Below are 19,652 nucleotides of genomic sequence, written 5' to 3'. Positions count from 1 at the left end.
GCGTGCTCGGGCGTGCCGGCTGCGTTCCCTGAGACCGGGTTCTGCTGGGCCGAATTCTGCTGGGCGCTGTTCTGCGGGTCGGGCATGGCACCGATTCTACGTGCCCCCAGCGGCCCCGCTCACCGGCCGATCGGCAACGCGTGGACTGCATTTACCTCGGGCTCAGTGCAGCGGCGCGTTCGTCGCGACCAGGACCACCCAGGCGCCGCCCGGCGCGAGCGGGATCGCCTTGCCGTTGCGGTCCTTGAGCGTCGTGCCGGCCTTGGCGTCCGGACGCGACCAGGTCCCGCTGATGCGCTTGCCGTCGCGGTAGACCATCACCTTCCCGGTGCCCACCGTGTGCGTGTACATGTTCGGGTTGCCCAGCACGTCACGGTCCTTGTTGTAGACGGTGACCTTGCAGAACTGGACGATCACGTTCGGCGTGGCGATCGTGGTGCCGGCGGCCGTGTGCTGGACGACCCCGCCGATCAGCCGGACGTACCGGTGCGTACGCGAGTTCCAGTTGAACTGCACCGGCGTGCCACCGACCTGCGTGCGCAACGATGTGCCGGTACCGAACGGGCGGTTCGGGATCGTCGGCGAGAACGTCAGCCCGATGTTCTTGGCGGTGGCGCCCTTCAGCTTGGCAGCAATGGTCGCCAGGTTGGCACGCAGGTTGTACGGCGCCGGGCGGCTGCCGTCACGCTGGAAGCCCGGCCCGCCGCGGTCGTTGATGGAGGTGCGCAGGTTGGACCGGTCCAGCACGGCCAGCGGGTTGTGCGAGCCACCGGACGCGACGTAGGCGATCGGGCCGTACTGGGCCAAGATCTCCGGGTCGGCCGCCCGCGTGCTGCGCACCGCCTCGACCGTGGGAAGCACCGTGTTGTACACCGCGAGCAGCCGCGTGAGGCCGCCCTCGACCTCTTCGATGTAGACGATGTCGGCCTTGTCCACGTTCACCTGGGGCCGCCCGTTGCCGGTGTCATCGATCTTGACCGCGACCACCTTGTGCGCGTTGGCGGCCAGCCCGGTGAACGGGTTGATCGCCTTGACCGCGGGCGCCGGTGGGGTCGCCGAACTGCTGGACGGCGCCGGAGTGGTCACCGATGCCGTCGATGTCGGTGACGGTGTCTTCTTCTTGCCCGACCCACCGCACGCGCTGAGGCTGACGGCCATCGCGGCGACGCAGGCCACACCCGTGATCCGGCGGGACAAGCTCATATCGCATCCTTCGCATCGGTTGGACCCGCATCTACGGCGGGCGCGGTCTCGGGCCGACGCGCCGGCAGGATCACCGTGTCGTCGATGTCGAAGAACTGCGGCATGGCCCGCCGTCCGGCGAGTCGCAGCAGCCGGGGCATCCGGCGAGAACGCAGCGCGCGGGTGTCGCGCACCGCATCATTGTAGAAGCGGCGGGCCACCTGTACCCGCTCGGCACCCTCGCCCAGCTCAGCCTCGGCGTCCGGCCGGAGCAGGTCCGCCCGCTCCGCAACCGAGCTGATCATGCGCCCGACCGCGTTCTCGGTGCTCTGCCGGGCGGCGTCCTGGGTCCGCGCCGCCAGCGCCGCGCGAGCCACCTCGTCACACGGCGCGCGCAGCGGCACGGACAGGCCGCTGTCCGGCGACTCGGCCACGTGCTGCAGCGCCGCGGCGCGCCGCACCAGCTGCGCGTCCAGCGCCGCCCACGCCGCATCCACCCGCGCATGCAGGCGGTCCAGCCGGGTCAGCGTGAAGGTCACCCACATGGAAAGCAGCACGGCGAGGACGACGGCGAAGACCAGCCATCCGACGGGGAGCACGCCACCGCACTCTAGCGGGCGCCCGCCCCCGCGATGGCCAGGTCGTACACCCGCAGCACGGCGCGGGTCACGACGTCCCAGTCGTACGGCGCGACGGCGAGGTCCGCCGCCGCAATCAGCCGGGCCCGCAATGACGCGTCGTCGAGCACCCGGCCCAGCGCCCCGGCCAGCGCCGAGCTGTCGCCGGTGGCGAACAGTTCGCCGGCCGCGCCCCCGTCGAGCACCCGGCGGAACGCCTCGAGGTCGCTGGCCACCACAGCCGTTCCCGCCGCCATCGCCTCGAGCAGGATCACCCCGAAGCTCTCCTGGCCGGTGTTCGGCGCGCAGTAGACGTCCACGCTGCGCAGCATCCTGGCCTTGTCCGGCTCGCTCACCTGCCCGAGTAGCCGCACGTGTGACCGCAGCGACCGCGGCAGCCGGGCGCGGAACTCCTCGGCCTCGCCGCGGCCGGCAATGAGCAGCTGCAGGCCGGGCCGGTCCGGCACGAGCTGTTCGAGCGCACCGACGAGCACGTCCATGCCCTTGCGCGGCTCGTCGTAGCGCCCGATGAAGCCGACCGTGCCGCCCGACTCGCGCGGGTAGCCGGGCAGCGGCGTGGCGTTCGCGAAGTGCTTGACGGCAACGCCGTTCGGGATGACGACCGCGTCGGCGCCCAGGTGCTCGACGATGACCTTCCGCGCCGCCGGGGACACGGCGATCCGGCCGCTCAGCTTCTCCAGGAACGGCTGCAGCACGGTGTCGAACATCGCCAGGAAGCGGGAGCGGACGGTAGCCGCGTGGAACGTGGCGACCAGCGGCCCGTCGTGGATCATGCAGGTGAGAAGGGACAGACTCGGTGGCGCCGGCTCGTGCACGTGCACGATGTCGAACGCGCCGTCGCGTAGCCAGCGGCGCACCCGGGCCGCGGACACCACCCCGAACTGCAGTCGGGCGACCGAGCCGTTGTACGGGATCGGAACGGCCTTCCCGGCGGCCACCACGTAGGGCGGCAGGCCGGGCATGTCCTCGTCCCCCGGCGCGAGCACCGACACCGCGTGCCCGAGTTCGATCAGCTTCTCGGCGAGATCGCGCACGTGCGCCTGCACGCCCCCGGGGATGTCCCAGGAGTACGGGCAGACGATGCCGATCCGCATCTCAGCCCGGTCCCGCCGCGGCCGGCTCCCCGCGCTCGCGCTCCGGCCGCGCGGGCAGGTCGGCGAGCCACAGCGGTTGCAGCATGTGCCAGTCGACCGGGTGCTCGCCGATGCCGGCAGCAAGGACGTCGGCCACCGACTGGGTCAGCGCGGGGACCTGGTCGCGCAGCCGCCCCTCGGGAACGGGAAGCGGCGGGTGGATGCGCTGGCCCCAGCCGCCGTCGTCGGTGAACCACAGGCTGATCGGGAGCAGGGCCGCGCCGGTGGTGGCCGCGAGCAGGGCCGGGCCGCCGGGCATCCGCGCCGGCTCGCCGAAGAACCGGACGGGCACCCCGTTGTGGGACAGGTCGCGGTCGGCGACCAGGGCGGCGACCTTGTTCTCGCGCAGCCGCTGCGCCAGCGTGCCCATCGGCGACGGGTCGCGCCGGCTGAGCGGGAGCACCTCGAAGCCCAGCCCCTCCCGGTGTGCGACGAACCGTTCGAACAGCGATTCGGGATGCAGCCGCTCGGCGACGGTGACGAACGGCCCGCTGTGCGCGACGAGCCACAGTCCGGCGACGTCCCAGTTGCCCGAGTGCGGCAGGGCGACCACCGCGCCCTTGCCACGCTCGAGCGCGGCGTCGAGGTTCTCGCGGCCCTCGGTGTGCACCGTGGTGCGCTCGACAACCTCGTGCGGGTCCATCCGCGGCAGCCGGAACGTCTCCAGCCAGTAGCGCGCGTACGAGCGCAGCGCGGCACCGACGAGCGCGTCCAAGCGCGCCTCGGAGGTCTGCGGCCCGACGACGCGGCTCAGGTTCTTGCGCAGCTGTCGCGCTCCCCCGCCGTTGCGCACCGCGGCGGCGTCGGCTGCGGCGCGGAACGCGCGCTCGGTCAGCCCGCGCGGTGCCGACTTCACCACGTTCCAGCCGGCGGCGTAGCCGAGATCGACCGCCCGGTCGCGCAGGCCGGTGAACATCAGGCCTCCGCCGCCTGCAGCGCCTTGGACTGGCGGTACACGGTCGCGATCCGCTGGCCGACGGTGATCGTCGACGCGGCGACGAGCAGCCACAGCGCGATCGCCTGCAGGTACGGCCAGTGGAACGGCGAGCCGGTCAGCCCGGTACCGACCAGCACGATGATCAGCCGGTCGGTGCGCTCTGCGATGCCGACCGAACAGGTGAAGCGGGCCGCCTCCGCCCGCGCGCGGATGTAGGAGGTCACCGAACCGAGCACGAGGCACAGCAGCGCGCCCAGCAACATCCAGCGCTGCCCGTGCAGCGCGAAGTACCAGCCGATGGTCCCGAAGACGGCGGCGTCGGCGAAGCGGTCGCACGTCGAGTCGAGCACCGCACCGAACTTCGACGCGGTGCCGCCGGCCCGCGCGACCAGCCCGTCGAGTGCGTCGAACATCGTCAACGCCCAGATCGTGAGCGTGCCGGTCATCCACCAGCCGCGGGTGAAGAACACGACCGAGCAGGTGATCGTGCCGAGCGTGCCGACGACCGTGATCAGGTTGGGCGTGACGCCGACCCTGGCCAGCCAACTGCCGAACGGAGTCAGCAGCCTGACGAACAGGACACGGAAAAAGGCGGTGAACACGCTGTCGGCAGATCCGTTCCGGTGTCGGGGCGGTGTGAGGGCACCGCTGCGCGCTGGGTCGGCGAGCTACCACGATAGCGGCCGGTCGCGATCGATCTGCGTGCATCGCTTGTGGGGCTGGCCGATCGGGTGTCGAATGCGAAGACAGTCCGTTGTCCGCCGTATCGCCTGGAGGCCGCCGAGATGTCGACCAAGAAGGCCGCCACCCGTACCTCGACGGCCTTGTTCGACACGGCCGACCGCCCGGAGAAGTTGCGCAACGTCACGCTCGTCGGCCACTCGGCCGCCGGCAAGACGACCCTGGTCGAGGCGCTGCTCGCCGCCACCGGCGCGATCCCGCGCGCCGGCAGCGTCGCAGACGGTTCCACGGTCAGCGACCACGACCCGGTCGAGGTGTCGCAACAGCGTTCCGTCGCGCTGTCGGTCTGCCCGCTGCAGTGGGACGGCGTCGTGGTGAACCTGCTCGACACGCCCGGATACCCCGACTTCACCGGGGAGTTGCGCGCCGGACTGCGCGCCGCCGACGCGGCACTGTTCGTCGTGTCCGCGGCCGAGGACATCGATCCGATCACGGTCTCGCTGTGGGAGGAGTGCGGCGCCATCGGCACGCCACGCGCCGTCGTGATCACCAAGCTGGACGCGCCGCGCGCCGACTTCGCACGCGCGGTCACCGCCTGCCAGCAGGTGTTCGGCGGCGCCGACGGGCAGGCCGTGCTGCCGCTGTACCTGCCGGTGGGCGGGGCCGGCGAGGGTGAGCCACCGCACGCGCTCGTCGGGCTGCTCACCCGCACCGTCTACGACTACTCGAACGGCTTCCCGCCCGCCGAGTCCGGCTCCGGCGCCGAAGCCATCGACATCGATGCCGACCGCGCGGCGCTGATCGAGGCGATCATCAACAACAGCGAGGACGAGTCGCTGCTGGACCGCTACCTCGCGGGAGAGGACATCGGCCTCGACGTGCTGGTCGACGACCTCGAGACGGCGGTGGCGCGCGCGACGTTCTTCCCGGTGATCCCGGCGTGCGCCGGCACCGGGCTGGGGCTGGCCGAACTGCTGGAGATCCTGTCCGGCGGGTTCCCCTCGCCCGTCGAGCTGGACCCGCCGGCGACGACAACGCTCGACGGCGCACCCGGGCCGCAGCTGCGCTGTGACCCGGACGGCCCGCTGGTGGCCGAGATCGTGCGGACGTCCGTCGACCCGTATCTCGGCCGGCTGTCCGTGCTGCGCGTGTTCTCCGGGACGATCACGCCCGAGTCGCAGGTGCACATCTCCGGCCACGGCGGTGCCGACCGCGGCCATCCCGATCACGACGCGGACGAGCGGGTCGGCCAACTGCACTCGCCGCTCGGCGCGACACTGCGGCCGATCGAGCGCGCGATCGCCGGCGACATCTGCGCCATCGGCCGGCTGGGCAGCGCCGAGACCGGCGACACCGTGTCGGACAAGGCAAACCCGCTGCTCATCGCGCCGTGGGACATGCCCGAGCCGCTGCTGCCGATCGCGGTGCAGGCGGCGACGCGCGGCGACGAGGACGCGCTGGCCAAGGCGCTCGGCCGGCTGACCGCCGGTGACCCGACCGTGCGCGTCGAACGCCACCAGGACACCGGCCAGCTGGTGCTCTGGTGCCTCGGCGAGGCGCATGCCGACGTGGTGCTGGACCGGCTGCGCTCGACCGGCGCGCACGTGGACACGGTGCCGTTGCGGATCGCGCTGCGCGAGACGTTCACCGCCGAGGCGCGCGGGCACGGCAGGCTGGTCAAACAGTCCGGCGGCCACGGGCAGTTCGCGGTGTGCGACGTGATCATCTCCCCGCTGCCGCGCGGCTCCGGCGTGCAGTTCACCGAGAAGGTGGTCGGCGGCTCGGTGCCCTCGCAGTTCATCTCCTCGGTCGAGAAGGGCGTACGCGCGCAACTGGACAGCGGGCTGGACAACGACCACATCCCGCTGACCGACGTGCAGGTGACCCTCGTCGACGGCAAGGCGCACAGCGTGGACTCCTCCGACGCCGCGTTCCAGACCGCCGGCGCGCTGGCCGTCAAGGATGCCGCAGCAGCAGCACGCCCGGCCCTGCTGGAGCCGATCGCGGTGCTCGAGGTCACCGTCCCGGACGCGCACGTCGGCGGGGTGCTCTCGGACCTGTCCGGCCGGCGCGGCCGGGTGACCGGGACCGAGCCCGACCCGAGCGCGCACGTCGGCATGGAGCGCACCATCGTGCACGCCGAGGTACCCGAATCCGAACTGGTCCGCTACGCGATCACGCTGCGCTCGCTCACGGCGGGCACCGGTCGGTTCACGCGCGCCTTCAGCCGCATGGAGCTGGTGCCGGCGCAGGTGGCCGACACGTTGCGCAAGCCGGCCGAGTAAGCAGCTCAGCCAGCAGCTACCGCTTGCGGGTGCCGAACAGCCCGCGCATGATCTCGCGGCCGAGCACCGTGCCGGCCGATCGCGCGAACGACTTGAACGCACTGGACTCGAGCACCTTCGCCACCGCACTGTCCTCGTTCCCGTGCGCCGCCGGCTTGGGCTGCTGGGGCGCGCTGTCGGACTTCGGTGCGGTCGCCGGCTTCGACGGCGCGCCGGCTGCCGGCTGCTGGGCCGCGACGCGCGCGTTGAGCTTCTCGTAGGCCGACTCGCGGTCCACCTCCTGGCCGTACTTCGGCTGCAGCGACGAGGACGCGACAGCCTGTTGCTGGGTGGCCGCGTCCACCTGCGCCATCAGCGAGCGCGGCGCGCGCATCCTGGCCCAGGCGACCGGGGTGGGCGCGCCCTTCTCGGACAGCACGGTGATCACGGCCTCACCGGTGCCGAGTTGCTGCAGCGCCTCGGACAGGTCGTAGTCGGACGTGCGGGGATAGGTCTTGACGGCCTTGGCCAGCGCGGCCGCGTCGTCCGGCGTGAACGCGCGCAGGGCGTGCTGCACGCGGTTGCCCAGCTGCCCGAGCACGTCGTCCGGGACGTCCTGCGGATTCTGGGTGACGAAGAAGATGCCGACGCCCTTGCTGCGGATCAGCCGCACGGTCTGGGTGACCGCGTCGAGGAACGCCTTGCTCGCGCCGTCGAACAGCAGGTGCGCCTCGTCGAAGAAGAACACCAGCTTGGGCCGGTCGGCGTCACCGATCTCGGGCAGCTCGTGGAACAGATCGGCGAGCAGCCACATCAGGAAGGTGCTAAACAGCTGCGGGCGGTCCTGCAGGTTGGCGAGCTCGATCGAGCTGATCATGCCGCGGCCGTCGGCGGTGGTACGCAGCAGGTCGGACGTCTCGAACTCCGGCTCGCCGAAGAAGTCCTCGCCGCCCTGATCGGCCAGCGCGATGAGGTCGCGCAGGATCACCCCCGCGGTGCTGCCGGACAGCCCGCCGAGCTGCTTGAGCTCGTCCCTTCCGTCGTCGCTGACGAGGTAGGAGATGACGGCGCGCAGGTCCTTGAGGTCGAGCAGGGTGAGCCCCGCCTTGTCGGCGAAGTGGAAGATCAGGTTGAGGCTGGACTCCTGCGTCTCGTTCAGCTCGAGCACCTTGGCCAGCAGCGTCGGGCCGAAGCCGGTCATGCTCGCCCGCAGCGGGATCCCGGTGCCGACCCCGCCGAGTGCGTAGAACTCCACCGGGAAGCTCGTCGGCGCCCAGCCGGTGTCCCCGGTGTCGGTGTTGCGCGCGGTGATCTTGTCGTTGCTCTGCCCCGGCGTCATCAGCCCGGACAGGTCGCCCTTGATGTCCGCGACCACCACCGGCACGCCGGCAGCGGACAGCTGTTCGGCCAGGCCCTGCAGTGTCTTGGTCTTGCCGGTCCCGGTGGCACCGGCGATCAGCCCGTGCCGGGTCATCATGGCGAGCGGCACCCGCACCTGCGCCTCGGGGTAGGCCGTTGCCTCGAGCACGACGGAGCCGAACGCGAGTGCGTCGCCGTCGAAGGCGTAGCCGGCCGCGATGCGCTCGGCGTCGGCGGCGCGCGAGGCGGCCCCGTCCGCCGGTGCGGGAGTGCTCTTCTCGGACACGATGCCTCCTGCTGCGGGACGGGCCGGCGCGGCCAGCTTAGCGACGGCGCGGCTGGTGCGGCATGATCATCAGTGCGAAGCGGGCGTGATAGCTGCCCGCACCGCGGGTATAGCAGGCCCGACACGGGCCAGGCCAGACGTCAGCACGAGGGGTACGGGAGCACCGAGTGGATCTTTCCGGACTGCCGACGGCCGAGGCGCTGCGCCAGTTCCAGGCCGAGCACCAGGCGCGGATGGCGCAGCTGCAGGAGCGCGCCGCGGAGGTGCGCGCCCGGCTGGCCGCCACCGAGATCACCGCGCGTTCGCGCGACGGCGCGGTCAGCGTCGTGGTCGGCGCCGGCGGCGTGCTCAAGCAGTTGCACTTCAGCTCCAAGGCCGGTGAGCTGCCCCTGGGCAAGCTGAGCACGACCGTGCTGCAGGCCTACCGGCAGGCGTGCGCCGAGGCGGCTGCGCGCAGCACCGAGGCGATGGGCGCACTCGTCGGGCCGGACAACCCGAGCTACCAGATGCTGCGCGACGCCGTGCCGCCCGTTCCCGCCGAGGAGGATGCCGAATGACCACCCGAGTGAGCGCCCCCGAATGAGCGGCTACCAGGTGGATCCGGCCGAGCTGCGCAGCCACGCGGCGCGCCTCGGTCAGCTCGCCGGGACGATCGAGCACGCGGCGGACGCCGCGAAGCAGGAGGGCATCGGCGGCGTGCACCCGTACGGCCTGCTGTTCTCGCCGCTCGTGGTTCCCGTGCTCGGCACCGTCGCCGCGGCGGCCAAGGCCATGATCACGGGCACCGGGGCGCTCGGCCGCGCGATGCAGCAGTCGCTGGCCAAGAACGTCGACGTCTACGAACTGGCCGAGGAACAGACCTCCCGCGGCCTGAAGAAGATCATTCAATGAGCAACGACCTGATCGTCGCGCCCGAGGGGACCGACTGGACGTCCGGCGTCGGCTTCCTCGGCGACGGCAAGACGCTGATCGACGACCTGACCTCGTCCTCGACCAGCGCCGTCGACATCACAGTCGACTCGGTGATGGAAACCCTGGACATCCTCGGGCTGGTGCTCGACCCGATGGGCGGGCTGTTCTCGGCCGGCATCGGTTGGCTGGTGAGCCACATCGGGTTCTTGAAGGAGCCGGTGGACGCGATGCTCGGCGACCCGGAGGAGATCGCGGCGGTCGCCGGCACCTGGGCGAACATCAGCGAACTGCTCGCCAGGACGGCCGGCGACCTAGGCGGCGAGTTCTCCTCGATCCATTCGTGGCAGGGCGAGGCTGCCGACCACTACCGCCGCGCCGGAGCGGTGTACACCGGGCTGGACGGCTCCGCGGCTGCTGCTGCAGCGGCCGTGTCCGGCCTGACGACCGCAGCCGGCGTGCTCGTCGCGATGACGCGTGACGAGGTGTTCCGCGTGGTCAGCGAGTTCGTCGAACGGGTCGTGCTGTACATCCTGGCGGCGCTGGCCAGCTCGTCGTTCACCTTCGGTATCTCGCTCGAGGCGGCCGTCGAGGTGATCACGTTCGACGGCGAACTGCAGGCCGTGTCGATCGAGACCACGACGACCCGCGTCGAGACGGAGATCACCGTCTACACCGGCAAGCTCGGCGAGATCGCGCAGAAGATCCAACCGATCATCACCGCCCTCGAACGCTGGCATCAGCGGATGGAGGGCTCGCACCTGGGCGACGTGATGAAGTTCCTGGACAAGGACGGTGCCAAGGCGGTGACCGAGACCGTCAAGCAACTCGACGGCACCGTCAAGGAGTTGGAGAAGTGAGCGGGCCGGTCGAGCTGCGGCTGGGGCGCTGGGGCGGGCTGTCCGGCGGGAGTTGGTGGCAGCGCCGGTTGAGCGGGCTGCTGGTGCTGGCGTACGTGCCCGCCGTCGCGGTGCTGCTGTTCGGCCGGTACCTCGCCGCCGCGCTCCTCGCGGTGCTGGCGACCGCCGTGGTCGCGGCGCTCGCCCGCGCGGTCCGCACCTCCCGGCCGGGTGCGCCGGTCGCCGCCTACGCCGACGACAGCGGCATCGGGTGGAGTACCGATCATCGCGAGTTCTTCGCGTGGGCGAGCATCGAACGGGTCGAACTCGGCATGAACCAGCCGGGCGGCAGGCTCATCGCGGCGATGGGCATGAACACCGGCACGGTCCGAACGGGCGACGACTTCGTGATCACCGTGGTCAGCGGCGGCGTGCCGCACGAGGTCACCCCGGTGCGCGGGGCGTACAACGGCCGCCGGGTGCCGTTCGGCGAGGGCGTGGCGGCCCTGGCCCGGTCACACGGCGTGCGGGTCCGCGTGCTCACCCTCGGCTGGGGCCGCGAGGACGCGAACGTCGAGGACGTCCGGCTCGGCTGAGCCGCGCGCTACTTCTTCGGCAGGTTGAGCTTGGACAGGTCCGGCAGCTGCATGCCGGGCGGCAGCTGATCCGTCCCACCGAATCCCCCGGGGTTCAGGCCGGCGGGGTTGAACGCGGCGGGGTTGAACCCGGCCGGCATCCTCGGCTGCGTCGGACCACGCCCCGACTTGCCCTTCCTCCCCTTCTTGCCCTTTCCCTTCTTGCTCGCGCGGCGCATGCCGGGCAGGCCCATGCCGCCGAGCTGGCCCATCATCTTGCGCGCCTCGAAGAAGCGGTCCACCAGCTGGTTCACGTCGTTGACCCGAACGCCCGAGCCGTTCGCGATCCGCAGCCGGCGGGACCCGTTGATCATCTTCGGGTTCTCCCGTTCCGCCGGGGTCATCGAGCGGATGATCGCGGCGGTGCGGTCCAGGTCCTTGTCGTCGACCTGGCTGATCGCGTCCTTCATCTGCCCCATGCCGGGAAGCATGCCGAGCAGGTTGCCGATCGGGCCCATCCGGCGGATCGCCATCAGCTGGTCGAGGAAGTCCTCCAGGGTGAAGTTCTGCATGCCGCCGGACAGCTTGGCGGCCATCTTCTCGGCCTCGGCCTCGTCGAAGTGCTGCTGCGCCTGCTCGATCAGGGTGAGCATGTCGCCCATGCCGAGGATGCGCGAGGCCATCCGGTCGGGGTGGAAGACGTCGAAGTCCTCCAGCTTCTCGCCGTTGGAGGCGAACATGATCGGCTGGCCGGTGACGTAGCGGACCGACAGCGCGGCGCCGCCGCGCGCGTCGCCGTCGAGCTTGGTCAGCACGACGCCGCTGAAGCCGACTCCGTCACCGAACGCCTCCGCGGTGTTCACCGCGTCCTGGCCGACCATCGCGTCGACGACGAACAGCACCTCGTCCGGCTGCACGGCGTCGCGGATGTCGGCCGCCTGCTGCATCATGTCGGCGTCGATGCCCAGCCGGCCCGCGGTGTCCACGATCACCATGTCGTGCTGGGCGCGGCGGGCGAACTCGATCGAGTCGCGCGCCACCTTGACCGGGTCGCCACCCGGCCCGCTGGAGGTTTGGCCGCCATCGGTGTTGCCCGGCTCGGGCGCGTAGACGGCGACCCCGGCACGCTCGCCGACCACCTGCAGCTGGGTGACCGCATTCGGCCGCTGCAGGTCGCAGGCGACCAGCACCGGGGTGTGCCCCTGCTCGCGCAGCCAGCGGGCCAGCTTGCCCGCGAGCGTGGTCTTGCCGGCGCCCTGCAGGCCGGCGAGCATGATCACCGTCGGCGGCGTCTTGGCGAACTGCAGCCGCCGCGTCTGGCCGCCCAGGATCTCGACCAGCTCGTCGTTGACGATCTTGATCACCTGCTGGGCGGGGTTCAGCGCCTTGGAGACCTCCTCGCCCCGCGCGCGTTCCTTGATCGCCGTGGTGAACTGGCGCACCACGGGCAGCGCGACATCGGCTTCCAGCAGGGCGATACGGATCTCGCGGGCCGTCGCGTCGATGTCCGCGTCGGACAGACGTCCCTTGCCGCGCAGGTTGGTGAAGACCGACGAGAGCCGGTCGGAGAGCGTGTCGAACACGGGCTGCCTTTCACCCTGGACGGTGGTCGCACCCTGGACGGTGGTCGTGTCCAGGGTACGTGCCGTCGCCTCAGATCAGTCCGCGTCCGCCGTCGACGTAGATCACCTGGCCGGTGACGTAGCCGGACTCCTCGCCGGCGAAGAACGCGACGGTGTTCGCGATGTCCTCGGGCACGCCGCCGCGGCGCACCGGCACGGCGGACGCGGTCGCCTCGCGCATCGCCTCGATGGTGGTACCGATCCGCTCGGCGGTGGCCTTGGTCATCGCGGTCTCGATGAAGCCGGGCGCGATCGCGTTGGCGGTGACCCCGAACGGGCCGAGCTCGATCGCGAGCGTCTTGGTCAGGCCCTGCAGGCCGGCCTTCGCGGTCGAGTAGTTGGCCTGGCCGCGATTGCCCAGCGCCGAGGTCGAGGACATCGAGACGATCCGGCCGTACTTGGCCGCGACCATGTGCTTCTGCGCGATCTGGCTGCACAGGAACGCCCCGCGCAGGTGCACCTCCATGACCAGCGTCCAGTCGTCGTCGGTCATCTTGAACAGCAGGTTGTCGCGCAGCACCCCGGCGTTGTTGACCAGCACGTGCAGGCCGCCGAAGGTCTCGACGAGGTTGTCGACCGCGGCCTGCACCTGATCGCGCTTGCACACGTCGGCGCCCAGGCCGATCGCCTGGCCGCCGGCGGCGGTGATCTGTTCGGCCACGGCGCGCGCGGCGTCCTGGTTCAGGTCGAGCACGCCGACCTTCGCCCCGTCAGCAGCCAGCCGCCGCGCCACCGCGGCGCCGATGCCCTGCGCGCCGCCCGTCACCAGTGCCACCCGGTCCTGCACTCCTGCCATCGGTTCTGCCTCTCTTCATGTTTGCGGGGAAACTATGCGTCTTCTCGGGAGACCAGTCGCCGCACGCCGGCGAGCCAGCGATCCGGGTCTGCTGCCTTCTGTGCCCAGAACGTACCGACCTGCGGGTGCGGCAGGATCAGGAACCGCTCGGCTGCGAGCCCGGTCACCACAGCGTCGGCCACCTGCTCGGCGGTGACGATCTCGCCGGACGCCGCGACGGCACGCGCGCCGGCGTTGCCCGCGGCCAGCGGCTCCATCAGCAGCGGGGTCGCGACGCCGAGCGGGCACAGCACGCTGACGCCGATCCCGCGGCCGCCGTAGGTCACCGCCAGCCACTCGGCGAACGCGACGGCGCCGTGCTTGCTCACCGTGTACGGGGCATCGCCCGGCGCGGTCAGCAGGCCGGCCGCCGACGCGGTGTTGAGCAGGTACCCGGTGCCGCGTTCCAGCAGGTGCGGCACGAGGGCGCGTGCGGCGTACACGTGCGACATGACATGCACGTCGAACGCCTTGTGCCAGGCGTCGCCGGGATCATCGAGCTGGACGCCGGTGGCGATGCCGGCATTGGAGCAGAACAGGTCGATGCGGCCGAACCGCTCGATCGTGCGGTGCACGAGCGAGGCGACGGCATCGGCGTCGCAGACGTCCAGCGCCTCGGCAACCCCGCCGACCTCGGCAACCCCGCCGACCTCTGCAACCCCGGCGACCTCTGCGGCCACGGCGGCCGCCGCGTCGGCGTGCAGGTCCGCGACCACGACCACCTCGGCGCCCTCGGCGGCGAAGCGGCGGGCCATCGCGGCGCCGATGCCGCTGCCCGCGCCGGTGACGACGACGACCTTGCCGGCGACCTGCATCAGCCGGCTCCTGCCGGGCCGAGGCGGCGCACGAGCTCGAGCACGGCCGCCGGGTCGCTCGCCTCGGGCGTGGGAAGCAGCGCGATCGTGGGCGTGCGCACGCCGGCGTCCAGGTACGCCTGCACCTGGTCGCGGCACTGCTCCGGCGTGCCGTGTACGACGAGATCGTCCACGACCTCGTCCGGCACGGCCGCGGCTGCCCCGGCCCGATCCCCCGCTGCCCATCGCTCGTGCATCGCAGCCAGCGCCGCACCGCGGCCGAGCCAGTCCTGGAAAGCCGCATACGCCGGTACGGTCAGGTAGGTCGAGATCAGCAGCTTGCCGAGCCTGCGGGCATGATCGGCGTCGGCCGTGGGGCAGACGAACACCCGGGCCACCACGTCGGCGTCCGGGTTGGCCACCGCGTCCAGGCACTGCCGGACATCACCCGCGGACAGCCAGTTCAGGATCGCGCCGTCGGCCTCGCGGCCGGCCAGCCGCAGCATCTGCGGGCGCAGCGCCGCCAGCAGGATCGGCGGCGGGCTCGCCGGCGCCTGCTCGAGCTTGAACCGCTTGATCGTGAACGTGTCGAAGGTGCCGTCGACCCGCTCGCCGGCCAGGGCAGCACGCACCGCCCGCAGCACGTCGCGCGTGCGCCGGTACGGCTGCTCGTACGCGATGCCGTTCCAGTTGCCGACGATCACCGGGCTGGACGCGCCCAGCCCGAGCACGAACCGTCCCGGAGCCGCAGCCGCGAGGGCGGCGGCGGACATCGCGATCAGCGCCGGCCCGCGGGTGAACACCGGGACGATCGCGGTGCCCAGCCGCAGCGTCGGTTCCCAGGCCGAGGCCAGCGCGAGCGGGGTGAACGCGTCGGCGCCGTTCGTCTCGGCCGACCAGAGGTCCGTGTAGCCGAAGGCCGCTAACGCGCGGACGAGGTCGGCGTGCGCCGGCAGCGCGACGCCGGTCAGCGGGATCGTCAGTCCCCAGCCCATGGTTCAGCCCTCCAGCGCGGCGAGCACGAGGTCGGCGAGTTCGGTGGCCAGCTCGGCCGGCTGCTTGCGCCCGTCCGGCCGGTACCACAGCGGCAGTTCGTTGATCACCCCGAAGATGGTGAAGGTGACGACCTCGGGCGAGGCGACCGCGGTGAACTCGCCCGTGGCCTGGCCGTCGGCGATCAACTGCTGCACCGCGTCGTGGTAGCGGCGGCGCGAGCGGCGGTACTCCTCGGTGCGCTCGTGTCCGAGCCGGTGCAGCTCACGCCAGAACACCAGCGCCCGCTGCGCGCTCGCCGCGGTCGACCCGACCAGGTCGCCGATGACCGCGCGCAGGGTGTCCGCGGGGCGCAGCCGCCGCGCCAGGATCTGCTCCAGCGCGGTGAGCTGGCGCGCGATCAGATCGCCGTACACCTCGTAGAGCAGGGCCTCCTTGCTCGCGTAGTGGTGATAGAAGCCGCCCTTGGTGACGCCCGCCCGGCTGATCACCTGCGCCACGCTGGTGGCGTCGTACCCCTGCCGCGCGAACAGGTCGACCGCGGCGTCCAGCACCCGGTCCTTGACGTCGCTCATCGAGTGGTGGCGGCGTGCTTGCGCAGCTCGTCGCGGCCCAGCGAGCGCAGGTGCACCTCGTCCGGCCCGTCGGCCAGGTGCAGGGTGCGCAGCTGCGCCCACGATTCGGCCAGCGGGGTGTCGCCGGAGACACCCGCGCCGCCGTGCACCTGGATGGCCCGGTCGACGACGTAGGACGCGGCCCGCGGGGCGGCCACCTTGATCGCGGCGATCTCGGTGCGCGCGCCCTTCGCGCCGACGTTGTCGATCAGCCAGGCCGTCTTGAGCACCAGCAGCCGGGCCTGCTCGATCGCCAGGCGCGATTCGGCGATCCACTCCTGAACCACGCCCTGGCGGGCGAGCGGGCCGCCGAACACGTCCCGCGACGCGGCCCGCGTGCACATCAGTTCCAGCGCGCGCTCGGCCATGCCGAGGCTACGCATGCAGTGGTGGATCCGGCCCGGCCCGAGGCGGGCCTGGGCCATCATGAAGCCGCCGCCCTGCGGGCCGAGCAGGTTCTCGACGGGCACGCGCACGTGGTCGTAGTGGATCACGCCGTGGCCGCCGTGCGGGCCGTCATCGTAGCCGAACACCGACGTGGAGCGCTCGATGACGACACCCGGCGCGTCCAGCGGGACGAGGATCATCGAGTGCCGGGCGTGCCGGTCGGCGCCCGGATCGCTCACGCCCATCACGATCGCGACCTTGCACTCCGGGCGCATCGCGCCGGTCGACCACCACTTGCGGCCGTCGACGACGTACGCGTCGCCGTCGCGGGTGATCGTCAGCGCGATGTTCGTCGCGTCCGAGGATGCCACCGCCGGCTCGGTCATGGAGAAGCAGGACCGGATCTCGCCGGCGAGAAGCGGCCGCAGCCAGGCGTCGACCTGCGCCTCGGTCCCGAACATGGCGAGCAGCTCCATGTTTCCGGTGTCCGGGGCGCTGCAGTTCATCGCCTCGGGCGCGATGGCCACCGAGCGCCCGGACAGCTCGGCGAGCGGCGCGTAGTCGAGCACGGACAGGCCGGCGCCGAACTGTTCGCCCGGCCCGTGCCCGGCCTGCTCACTCCCGGCGGGCAGGAACAGGTTCCACAGGCCCTGCTCGCGCGCCGTCCGCTTCAGGCCCTGCAGCACCTCGGGCGTCCGGAACGGGTTGCCGGCGGCGCGGTTCGCCGCCACCTGATGCTCGAACTCGTGCTCGGCCGGGAACACGTGCTCGTCGAGAAAGGCACGCAGTTGCTCCTGCAACGCCTGCGAGCGCTCGCTGTGCCGAAAGTCCATGGTCGCTATCCCCTATCGCGCGGCGACGGTCTGCAAGGCGGTCTCGAGCAGCCGCGGGACGGCCGCACCGAAGTGGTCGAAACCGGTGCCCACCGTCTTGCCCTGCAGGAAGCGGTGGTGGATTCCCTCGGCGACGACGGCGAGTTTGAAGTAGCCGAAGCCGACGTACCAGTCGAGCTCGGCCAGCTCGCGCGGCGAGCCGGCTGCGTAGCGGGCCACCAGCTCGGCCGGGGCGAGGAAGCCGTCGTCAGGGCTCATCCGCGGCATGACGAAGTCGCCGTCGGCCGCGAGGCTCTGGTAGACGACGAGCAGCCCGACGTCGGTGAGCGGGTCGCCGAGGGTGGCCATCTCCCAGTCGACGACAGCCGCGATGCCGGTGAGGTCCGGCCGGAACATGACGTTGGTCAGCCGGTAGTCGCCGTGCACGATGGCCGGCGCCGACTGGTCGGGCACGGTGCTCGTCAGCCGCTCGACGACCGCCGGCAGCACGTCCAGCGGTCGGGTCTCGGACGCCTGCCACTGCTGGTGCCAGCGCCGCACCTGCCGGGCGAGGAAGCCCTCCGGACGGCCGAAGTCGGCGAGCCCGACCCGGGCCGGGTCGACGGCGTGCAACCGGACGAGGGTGTCGACCAGTTGCTCGCAGGCGGTGCGTGCGGCCGGCGGGTCCAGTCGTGCCAGCGCGTCGGGGCGGTCGAACACGAGCCCGTCGACGAAGCCCATCAGGTAGAACGGCGCGCCGAGCACGGCCGGGTCGGTGCACAGCGCGACTGCCCGAGCGACCGGCACCGACGTGTCCGCCAGCGCGCTGATGACCCGGAACTCGCGGACCATGTCGTGCGCGGTCGGCAGCACATGTGCCAGCGGCGGGCGGCGCAGCGCCCAGGTGCTGCTGCCGTCGCCGATGCGGTAGGTGAGGTTGGACTTGCCGCCCGCGATCACCTCGCCGGACAGCTCGCCGCGACGCAGTCCCGGATGCGCGGCGTCCAGCCAGCCGGCGAGCGCGGTGAGGTCGACGCCGGGCAGTTCGGGCATGCCGGCGAGACTACAGACCGACCGGTCGGTCTGACAACTGTCAGCCGACGGCGACGTGGAACAGCGCGCCGACCCCGAAGGTCACCGCCGCGGCGAGCACGCCGAGCCCGAGCTGACGCAGCCCGGCGAACCACCAGGCCCGGCTGGTGAAGCGCGAGGTCACCATCCCGGCCACGAACAATGCAGCGAGGGCCAGGACCGCCGACAGCAGCAGGTGCTTGGCGCCGAACAGGTAGGGCAGCAGCGGGATCAGCGCGCCCACGCTGAACGAGCCGATCGAGGACAGCGCGGCGGTCCACGGGCTCGGCAGCTGGTGCGGGTCGACACCGAGCTCGGCTTGCGCGTGGATGAGCAGCGCCTGGTCCGGGTCCTCGGACAGCTGGCTTGCCACGCTCGCGGCGGTGGCCGGGTCGACCCCGCGCGCGATGTACATCTCGGTCAGCTCGCGCAGCTCGGACGCCGCATTGTGCTTGAGTTCGTGCGCCTCGACCTCCAGCTCGGCGTACGCGGCCTCGTTCTGGCTCTGCACCGAGACGTACTCCCCCGTCGCCATCGAGAACGCGCCGCCGACGAGCCCGGCCAGCCCGGCCAGGGACACACCCTGCGAACTCGTGCTCGCGCCGGCCACGCCCGCGATGAGCGCGAAGTTCGAGACCAGCCCGTCCATCATCCCGAAGACGGTGGGGCGCAACCAGCCGCCGCTGACGTCGCGGTGGTCGTGGTGCACCTCCGGGCTGGGCAGCTCCGGGACGTCAGTCATCTGGTCCGCCACCGGTCTCGACCCCCTCGGTGATCTCGTCCCTGTCCTCGGCCGGAGGCGACCCGTCGACCGGGGGCGACCGGTCGCCGGGTGGACGGTCCCGGTACGGCGATGCGTCCCGGGTGGCGTGCAGGCCGCCGTGCCGCAGGAACCAGGCGAGCGCGAGCGCGAACACGATCAGGCTGGTCCAGACGTTCAGCCGCAGGCCGAGGATGTGGTTCGCGTGGTCGGTGCGCAGCGCCTCGATCCAGACCCGGCCGAGGGTATAGCCCATGACGTACATCGCCATCACGTTGCCGTGCCCGAGCCGTAGCCGCCGGTCCAGGTACAGCAGCAGGAACCCGAGGGCCAGATCCCAGAGCGACTCGTACAGGAAGGTCGGCTGGTAGTACCCGCAGACCAGCTGCCCCAGGTGCCCGAACGTGCACGGCTGCGCGTGCCCGGTGACCACGTCGATGTCGTGGATCTGCAGCTTCCACGGCAGGCTGGTCGGCCCGCCGTACAGCTCGTTGTTGAACCAGTTGCCCCACCGGCCGAGTCCCTGCGCGAAGATCACCCCCGGCGCGGCGGCGTCGGCGAACACGATGAGCGACACGCCCTTGCGCCGGCAGCCGATCCATGCGCCGAGCGTGCCGAGCGCGATCGCGCCCCAGATGCCCAGGCCGCCGTCCCAGATCTTCAGGGCGTTCAGCGGGTGCTTACCGGCGCCGAAGTACAGCTCGGGGTCGCTCACGACGTGGTAGAGCCGTCCGCCGATGATCCCGAACAGGATCGCCCAGCCGGCGATGTCCCAGATGTCGTCGTCGCCGCCGCCACGCTCGCGCCAGCGGCGGGTGGTCAGCCACAGGGCGAGCAGGATGCCGGCGATGATGCACAGCGCGTACGCGCGCACAGGGAGCGGGCCCAGGTGCCAGACGCTGCGCGACGGGCTGGGGAGCTCGGCTAGGTGTTGCACGCGTTCACCGTAGTCGGCGCGGGC

20 protein-coding genes are annotated in these 19,652 nt (G+C 71.7%); 5 read left to right on the top strand and 15 right to left on the bottom strand.

Annotated features, from left to right (window positions below; all coding sequences use genetic code 11):
- Window positions 1-162 precede the first annotated feature (162 nt).
- The 5 genes from M6B22_RS20355 to pgsA are packed head-to-tail and all read right to left on the bottom strand — an operon-like array spanning window position 163 to window position 4,492.
- On the bottom strand, window positions 163-1,203 hold the full coding sequence (locus tag M6B22_RS20355; protein WP_269443401.1) for a DUF3048 domain-containing protein: 1,041 nt from the start codon (window positions 1,201-1,203) through the stop codon (window positions 163-165).
- Window positions 1,200-1,781: a LemA family protein gene (locus tag M6B22_RS20350; protein ID WP_269443400.1), complete on the bottom strand. Its 582-nt coding sequence runs from the start codon at window positions 1,779-1,781 to the stop codon at window positions 1,200-1,202. The genes M6B22_RS20355 and M6B22_RS20350 overlap by 4 nt, the downstream gene beginning before the upstream one ends.
- Before the next feature lie 11 nt (window positions 1,782-1,792).
- Window positions 1,793-2,914: a glycosyltransferase family 4 protein gene (locus M6B22_RS20345; protein WP_269443399.1), complete on the bottom strand. Its 1,122-nt coding sequence runs from the start codon at window positions 2,912-2,914 to the stop codon at window positions 1,793-1,795.
- Window position 2,915: 1 nt separating this feature from the next.
- Entirely contained in the window at window positions 2,916-3,869 is a 954-nt protein-coding gene (locus M6B22_RS20340) for a phosphatidylinositol mannoside acyltransferase (RefSeq protein ID WP_269443398.1), read from the bottom strand.
- On the bottom strand, window positions 3,869-4,492 hold the full coding sequence (gene pgsA / locus M6B22_RS20335; protein WP_269443397.1) for a phosphatidylinositol phosphate synthase: 624 nt from the start codon (window positions 4,490-4,492) through the stop codon (window positions 3,869-3,871). Before pgsA ends, M6B22_RS20340 begins: the two co-directional genes overlap by 1 nt.
- Before the next feature lie 183 nt (window positions 4,493-4,675).
- Here pgsA and M6B22_RS20330 point away from each other — a divergent pair, with 183 nt between their 5' ends.
- A complete protein-coding gene (locus M6B22_RS20330; RefSeq protein ID WP_269443396.1) occupies window positions 4,676-6,856 on the top strand; it encodes an elongation factor G-like protein EF-G2 in 2,181 nt (726 codons plus the stop codon).
- A 16-nt stretch (window positions 6,857-6,872) separates the two neighbouring features.
- Here the strand turns inward: M6B22_RS20330 and M6B22_RS20325 are convergent, their stop codons facing one another.
- A complete protein-coding gene (locus M6B22_RS20325; protein WP_269443395.1) occupies window positions 6,873-8,480 on the bottom strand; it encodes a helicase HerA-like domain-containing protein in 1,608 nt (535 codons plus the stop codon).
- 167 nt (window positions 8,481-8,647) lie between these two features.
- On the opposite strand from M6B22_RS20325, the gene M6B22_RS20320 reads away from it, so the two are divergent.
- The 4 genes from M6B22_RS20320 to M6B22_RS20305 are packed head-to-tail and all read left to right on the top strand — an operon-like array spanning window position 8,648 to window position 10,824.
- Window positions 8,648-9,037 (top strand): YbaB/EbfC family nucleoid-associated protein, encoded by a 390-nt coding sequence (locus tag M6B22_RS20320; protein ID WP_269443394.1) that lies wholly within the window; start codon window positions 8,648-8,650, stop codon window positions 9,035-9,037.
- 22 nt (window positions 9,038-9,059) lie between these two features.
- The gene (locus M6B22_RS20315) at window positions 9,060-9,371 is read left to right on the top strand and encodes a type VII secretion target (protein WP_269443393.1); all 312 of its coding nucleotides are present in this window, start codon (window positions 9,060-9,062) and stop codon (window positions 9,369-9,371) included.
- Window positions 9,368-10,249, top strand: a complete 882-nt coding sequence (locus M6B22_RS20310; protein ID WP_269443392.1) for a WXG100 family type VII secretion target — start codon at window positions 9,368-9,370, stop codon at window positions 10,247-10,249. The genes M6B22_RS20315 and M6B22_RS20310 overlap by 4 nt, the downstream gene beginning before the upstream one ends.
- Complete coding sequence (locus M6B22_RS20305; RefSeq protein WP_269443391.1) at window positions 10,246-10,824, top strand: hypothetical protein; 579 nt, start codon at window positions 10,246-10,248, stop codon at window positions 10,822-10,824. The genes M6B22_RS20310 and M6B22_RS20305 overlap by 4 nt, the downstream gene beginning before the upstream one ends.
- Before the next feature lie 8 nt (window positions 10,825-10,832).
- Here M6B22_RS20305 and ffh read toward each other — a convergent pair whose 3' ends face one another.
- The 9 genes from ffh to lgt form a co-directional block, all read right to left on the bottom strand.
- A complete protein-coding gene (gene ffh, locus M6B22_RS20300; protein WP_269443390.1) occupies window positions 10,833-12,386 on the bottom strand; it encodes a signal recognition particle protein in 1,554 nt (517 codons plus the stop codon).
- Window positions 12,387-12,456: 70 nt separating this feature from the next.
- Window positions 12,457-13,221, bottom strand: coding sequence for an SDR family oxidoreductase (locus M6B22_RS20295; RefSeq protein WP_269443389.1), 765 nt, complete (start codon window positions 13,219-13,221; stop codon window positions 12,457-12,459).
- A 32-nt stretch (window positions 13,222-13,253) separates the two neighbouring features.
- Window positions 13,254-14,075, bottom strand: a complete 822-nt coding sequence (locus tag M6B22_RS20290; RefSeq protein ID WP_269443388.1) for an SDR family oxidoreductase — start codon at window positions 14,073-14,075, stop codon at window positions 13,254-13,256.
- Entirely contained in the window at window positions 14,075-15,037 is a 963-nt protein-coding gene (locus tag M6B22_RS20285) for an LLM class F420-dependent oxidoreductase (RefSeq protein ID WP_407935752.1), read from the bottom strand. The genes M6B22_RS20290 and M6B22_RS20285 overlap by 1 nt, the downstream gene beginning before the upstream one ends.
- Window positions 15,038-15,052: 15 nt before the next feature.
- On the bottom strand, window positions 15,053-15,622 hold the full coding sequence (locus M6B22_RS20280) for a TetR/AcrR family transcriptional regulator (protein WP_269443386.1): 570 nt from the start codon (window positions 15,620-15,622) through the stop codon (window positions 15,053-15,055).
- Entirely contained in the window at window positions 15,619-16,881 is a 1,263-nt protein-coding gene (locus tag M6B22_RS20275; RefSeq protein WP_269443385.1) for an acyl-CoA dehydrogenase family protein, read from the bottom strand. The genes M6B22_RS20280 and M6B22_RS20275 overlap by 4 nt, the downstream gene beginning before the upstream one ends.
- 12 nt (window positions 16,882-16,893) lie before the next feature.
- The gene (locus M6B22_RS20270; protein WP_269443384.1) at window positions 16,894-17,913 is read right to left on the bottom strand and encodes a phosphotransferase family protein; all 1,020 of its coding nucleotides are present in this window, start codon (window positions 17,911-17,913) and stop codon (window positions 16,894-16,896) included.
- A 40-nt stretch (window positions 17,914-17,953) separates the two neighbouring features.
- A complete protein-coding gene (locus M6B22_RS20265; protein WP_269443383.1) occupies window positions 17,954-18,673 on the bottom strand; it encodes a VIT1/CCC1 transporter family protein in 720 nt (239 codons plus the stop codon).
- Window positions 18,666-19,628: a prolipoprotein diacylglyceryl transferase gene (gene lgt / locus M6B22_RS20260; RefSeq protein ID WP_269443382.1), complete on the bottom strand. Its 963-nt coding sequence runs from the start codon at window positions 19,626-19,628 to the stop codon at window positions 18,666-18,668. The genes M6B22_RS20265 and lgt overlap by 8 nt, the downstream gene beginning before the upstream one ends.
- Between the last annotated feature and the right edge of the window lie 24 nt (window positions 19,629-19,652).

This window comes from Jatrophihabitans cynanchi, from assembly GCF_027247405.1.
Classification (GTDB): Bacteria; Actinomycetota; Actinomycetes; order Mycobacteriales; family Jatrophihabitantaceae; genus Jatrophihabitans_B; species Jatrophihabitans_B cynanchi.
Note: the sequence above shows the minus strand (reverse complement) of the source record. Positions and strands in the feature narration are given on the sequence as shown.

What these genes read in the sequence shown, in the direction of transcription:
- M6B22_RS20355 (WP_269443401.1), bottom strand. Translation starts at nt 1,203, where the DNA reads ATGAGCTTGTCCCGCCGGATCACGGGTGTGGCCTGCGTCGCCGCGATG.
- M6B22_RS20310 (WP_269443392.1), top strand. Translation starts at nt 9,368, where the DNA reads ATGAGCAACGACCTGATCGTCGCGCCCGAGGGGACCGACTGGACGTCC.
- M6B22_RS20330 (WP_269443396.1), top strand. Translation starts at nt 4,676, where the DNA reads ATGTCGACCAAGAAGGCCGCCACCCGTACCTCGACGGCCTTGTTCGAC.
- M6B22_RS20280 (WP_269443386.1), bottom strand. Translation starts at nt 15,622, where the DNA reads ATGAGCGACGTCAAGGACCGGGTGCTGGACGCCGCGGTCGACCTGTTC.
- M6B22_RS20345 (WP_269443399.1), bottom strand. Translation starts at nt 2,914, where the DNA reads ATGCGGATCGGCATCGTCTGCCCGTACTCCTGGGACATCCCCGGGGGC.
- M6B22_RS20265 (WP_269443383.1), bottom strand. Translation starts at nt 18,673, where the DNA reads ATGACTGACGTCCCGGAGCTGCCCAGCCCGGAGGTGCACCACGACCAC.
- M6B22_RS20275 (WP_269443385.1), bottom strand. Translation starts at nt 16,881, where the DNA reads ATGGACTTTCGGCACAGCGAGCGCTCGCAGGCGTTGCAGGAGCAACTG.
- M6B22_RS20270 (WP_269443384.1), bottom strand. Translation starts at nt 17,913, where the DNA reads ATGCCCGAACTGCCCGGCGTCGACCTCACCGCGCTCGCCGGCTGGCTG.
- M6B22_RS20315 (WP_269443393.1), top strand. Translation starts at nt 9,060, where the DNA reads ATGAGCGGCTACCAGGTGGATCCGGCCGAGCTGCGCAGCCACGCGGCG.
- M6B22_RS20340 (WP_269443398.1), bottom strand. Translation starts at nt 3,869, where the DNA reads ATGTTCACCGGCCTGCGCGACCGGGCGGTCGATCTCGGCTACGCCGCC.
- M6B22_RS20290 (WP_269443388.1), bottom strand. Translation starts at nt 14,075, where the DNA reads ATGCAGGTCGCCGGCAAGGTCGTCGTCGTCACCGGCGCGGGCAGCGGC.
- M6B22_RS20295 (WP_269443389.1), bottom strand. Translation starts at nt 13,221, where the DNA reads ATGGCAGGAGTGCAGGACCGGGTGGCACTGGTGACGGGCGGCGCGCAG.